The 683-nt window shown below is 54.0% G+C and carries 1 protein-coding gene; it reads right to left on the bottom strand.

Features of this window, described 5'->3' with window-relative positions:
- Positions 1-444, bottom strand: a 444-nt coding sequence (locus tag KP701_RS16170) for a phosphate-starvation-inducible PsiE family protein (RefSeq protein WP_215747919.1), incomplete at its 3' end; no start/stop codon positions are given.
- Positions 445-683: the final 239 nt, after the last annotated feature.

Raw genomic sequence — 683 nt, 5'->3', positions numbered from 1 at the left:
GGCACCCAGCGCCAGAACAGCCGCCGAGAGAGCGAACAGTTCCATGGCAGTCACATCATGCAGATCCAGCAGGATGAATTTGCGGGCAATCGCCAGGAGGGCGATCAGGACGATGGTCCGTACCCGGATGACGTTCTCATCCTGGGCAAGAACGACCAGCAGGGAGTGTTTGAATTCAAGGGCGATGATAACAGTAAAGATCGCGCCAAAAATCGCCTGGAAGATCGTCTGGTTAATCGGATCGATTCCGACATCGACGACCAGATGCCATACCGCGCCGATCAGATGAATCGTCGCGATGGCGGTGACCAGCATGATGAGCGCAATCAGGGTCAGAATGATCGCCTGTTCAAAACGCTCGTAGAATGTCAGGCCCCTGAACAGCTTGATGAAGTGGGACCAGTCCCTGCTCTGCCAGGAACGTTTCATGGAGAGGTCTTCCATAGCCGTTTTCCCATCTATGAATTGCGTTATAGTTCCCACGCCCTGGGTCTGGTTTTTCTTTTAGAGCAGTTCCACTGATCCAGAGTTAAAAGGACTGGTCGAACCGCTTGATCCCTCGGATGTGGATGCGAACTCCCCTGCGGACTGAATCAGTCTCTGGAAGGGCTCATGGCCCTTCCGGCTTACATCCGGTGCCAGCATGGCAGACAACAGGACAATATTCTGGCATGATCTCGCAC

The organism is Gluconobacter sp. P1C6_b, from assembly GCF_018811945.1.
GTDB lineage: Bacteria > Pseudomonadota > Alphaproteobacteria > Acetobacterales > Acetobacteraceae > Gluconobacter.
Note: the sequence above shows the minus strand (reverse complement) of the source record. Positions and strands in the feature narration are given on the sequence as shown.